Origin of the sequence: uncultured Fibrobacter sp., from assembly GCF_946062555.1 — a bacterium.
Classification (GTDB): Bacteria; Fibrobacterota; Fibrobacteria; order Fibrobacterales; family Fibrobacteraceae; genus Fibrobacter.
The window spans coordinates 1-3,228 of record NZ_CAMGVQ010000121.1 but is presented as its reverse complement, the minus strand read 5'-3'; the positions used below and the strand labels follow the sequence as shown (position 1 = coordinate 3,228).

Here is a 3,228-nt window from a genome sequence, read left to right as displayed (position 1 = left end):
TGAAAGTCGCTGCACTGAAAGTGCAGGGTTTTAACCATTTTTTGGACAATAAAAGTCGTGCACAACGCGGCTTTTAGAAAATGACACCCATGTTTGATGAAGAAACTGAGGCGGAGCGTTATGTCTTGAACAAAAAAATGACATGTCCGCCCATTTCTTATTTTTCTATCGGCATTCACACATTTATATTCCTATACAGCGTTATTGGCTTAAATTTCTTGATATTTTGCTTAAGCCACTTTTGGACAGTCATTTCTTCTAAGAATTGTTCATTTTTGGCGAGCGACAATCCGGTTGCATCTTGCATTGTCGTCACCATGATTTCCTTTTTCATTACGCTATCAATATTCTCTAAGCGTATATTGATAGGACTTGTTCATGTTTATCAACGATACGCCCCTGAATCTCGTCGCAGAATGTGCCTTTTCAAGCCAACTTGTTCGGAATACGCCATATTAGCGTTAAATAAATATGGTTCCATTCGCGGAACAATAAAAACAATTGGCCGATTAAAAAGGTGCAAAGGAGGCAAGTATCATATCGATTATCCATAAGCAGTTCGGCTAGGGTAATGTGGACATCTACAAGTCTCTTGAAGATATCGAACGCACCCTCAAGCTTACCGACGAGGAAAAGGCTGAACTGAAGCTCTACCAGAAGCGCGCGTGCGAGCCTCAAAGCCCCATGCGCTAAGCTGGGGCGTAGGCGAGAGTGAAACGACAGCGGAACGGTCGTCAACCCGTGTCACGATGCCGCGCCGCTTCGGCGGCCTCAACTTCCCGTAACCCTCTACACGTGCCATCAACGAAATGATCGCAAAAAGGTAGTCTTTGTACTACCTTTTTGCACAATTATGTTCAGAAGCAAACAAAATGTAAATTTTTGTTAACAAAACTAAAAATGTTTACTATATTTTACGTTGGAATTTGGGACTAACTTTTTACCCATACATTTTAACTCTGAAAATACCCTCTTCCGTAAATAAAGTTAATCAAAAGTAAATAATAATAGGAGGGCTTTATGCCTACATATAATAAAGAAAATAGAAGTAAAATCGAAAACATCCTATTGGGCAGACACGACGCTCAAATTTCACAGGATAAGACAAAGACTCCCGTTCCAAGAATATCAGACATTTTTGGAACACCGAAATCCAATACCTATGATGAAATTTTGGCTTCTATATGTGATGATGTGCGTGAAAAAACGGGTTACGATAGCTATGCTGATTGCTCTGACTTTATGACACCTTACGAAATAAATACTGAGCCGTACAATTATGACACATCAGATTCGAATTACACGCCCCAATATCTTGATTTGCCAGATTGTCCTCAAACGCCCGAAGATGTTGAAACTCAAATTCAAGATGTTTTAACTCCTTACGGTATTAAGTATGTTAGACCTCGAATAACATATGAATCAACCATCACACCAGAAAAATTCAATGAAGGCGAGGCGTTCAACTGGACGAAGCTTGAACCTAATAACTATATTATTGATGAAATGGTTGATTATATCGTCGACAACTTTACATACGAAAAAGATATCCCGTTGACTACATACCCCAATACTAAGTTTACCATGTCTTTTGATGGTAGCAGAATACCTAACTTGGGTATAAGCACTCACGAATACAAGCATGTAATCGAACTTCCCGTTATTCAAAATTTAATGTATATTTACGCATTAAATAAGTTCCGCAAAAAGAAGTGGGAAAATCGAGTGCTGGATAATAAGATGCGTAATAAAGCAGAACTCAAAAAAAGTATTGTAAAATGGCTTGATGAAGGTAAAGATCAATTGTTGCCATTGCGCGACAAGTTGGAAAAACGACGAAACCAAATGGATTTCATGGAAAACGAACAAACCCTTGGACAGCATTGTTTTAACAACATTCCTTTGATTAAACAACTTTATGATGAGTACTTGCCATGGATTCTAAATCAGTAAAACGGTTTATAACTGCTTTATTGTTTATTACAGGGATTTCCTTTGCCGTAACGGCAAAGGATTTTCCTTGCATTTCCAAACCTGAAATTCATAAGTCCGAGAATGGTAGCGCCTCCAAATGTTGGACCTTTGTCGCCGACAAAAGGGATGGACAAAAATATCTTGCTATAAAGAGGTGTAACAGTACGGAAAGTTTTTGCCACCTAGAATATATCGAAAACTCAAGATTCAAATCGTCAAATGCCGTTTGTCCCGACTCGCTAAACATGTATTACGGATGCGTGTATCCAACCAATGAAGAGGCAGCAAAATATGCATGTCCAGATTTTGGTGTTCCTTCTGAATGTCATGGTCTCTCTTCCGAATTTTTTGGTCAAGTAATGACATATGATAGTTATGTAAAATTTCGCAAGGACATTTCTGACGGCAAAAAGGTCAATCTAAATGCCTTGATTGATTTCACAAAAGTAATTATCGAGGAACAGACTGCATCTGAAATTATACACGCAGCAAATCCGTGTGGAAGTTATCAGTGGATAAAAGCGAATGGTAAATGGGGCGTCGGCGGTCATGCCAAATTCAGCAACAACTATTGGTCATGCAGTTACAAGATTCCTAAGGAATAGGAGTGGGTTGAATTATCGTCATGAAAAAGATATTCGTCATCTTATTCTTTGCATTATTTTTCTTAGGCTGTCCTGCCGAACAAAAGCCGGAATCTATGGATAACGCCTTGTCTCTTGACTTTTAAATGGATTTATGGGAACGAAAAGGTCCATGAAGGGATGTCTGTTGGCGAGTTTTTCAAAGAGCATATGCCACGAATGAGAGTAGAATGAAACGGCTGTTTTTTACTGTTCTAATGACATTGTGGTTTGTCTTGGCGAATTCTGCGTCATCTTAGGCGACAGAACAGACGCTTAGCCTTTCCGTTTTTATTACAGACGAGTACATCGTTATCGGAGCAAACGGAAATTTTTCTCCAAATTTTTATTACACAACGGAACAAACTCCTGACGGGATACATTACAAATCGCTCAAAAAAGAAAATGCTGATGTATTCGACGAGGTTGTCGAATACCTGAAGTTAATCCGCCAAAGAATAACAAGACCTGATTCAAACGACATTACTTTAATCATAGAGCCCGGCGATGACGCATTGGCATTTTCCCAAAGGATGCAATCATACGAGCCTTTAATGATTATTCCGGCGTACTTTGAGCCACTAGTCCGGTGCTAGAGAGCCACCCTTCCGGAAAATGCGGAGCCACCGTT

4 protein-coding genes are annotated in these 3,228 nt (G+C 39.5%); 3 read left to right on the top strand and 1 reads right to left on the bottom strand.

Translation table 11 applies throughout. The features are described from left to right. Positions 1–175: 175 nt before the first annotated feature. The gene (locus Q0P86_RS16765; protein ID WP_295041087.1) at positions 176–334 is read right to left on the bottom strand and encodes a hypothetical protein; all 159 of its coding nucleotides are present in this window, start codon (positions 332–334) and stop codon (positions 176–178) included. On the opposite strand from Q0P86_RS16765, the gene yidD reads away from it, so the two are divergent. From yidD to Q0P86_RS16755, 3 genes are all read left to right on the top strand, one after another. Then, the gene (yidD, locus tag Q0P86_RS17030; RefSeq protein ID WP_366941359.1) at positions 318–554 is read left to right on the top strand and encodes a membrane protein insertion efficiency factor YidD; all 237 of its coding nucleotides are present in this window, start codon (positions 318–320) and stop codon (positions 552–554) included. The two genes, Q0P86_RS16765 and yidD, sit on opposite strands and share 17 nt — an antisense overlap. A gap of 466 nt (positions 555–1,020) precedes the next feature. Further along, positions 1,021–1,953, top strand: a complete 933-nt coding sequence (locus tag Q0P86_RS16760) for a hypothetical protein (protein WP_295041085.1) — start codon at positions 1,021–1,023, stop codon at positions 1,951–1,953. Then, entirely contained in the window at positions 1,935–2,579 is a 645-nt protein-coding gene (locus tag Q0P86_RS16755) for a hypothetical protein (protein ID WP_291023317.1), read from the top strand. Before Q0P86_RS16760 ends, Q0P86_RS16755 begins: the two co-directional genes overlap by 19 nt. Positions 2,580–3,228: the final 649 nt, after the last annotated feature.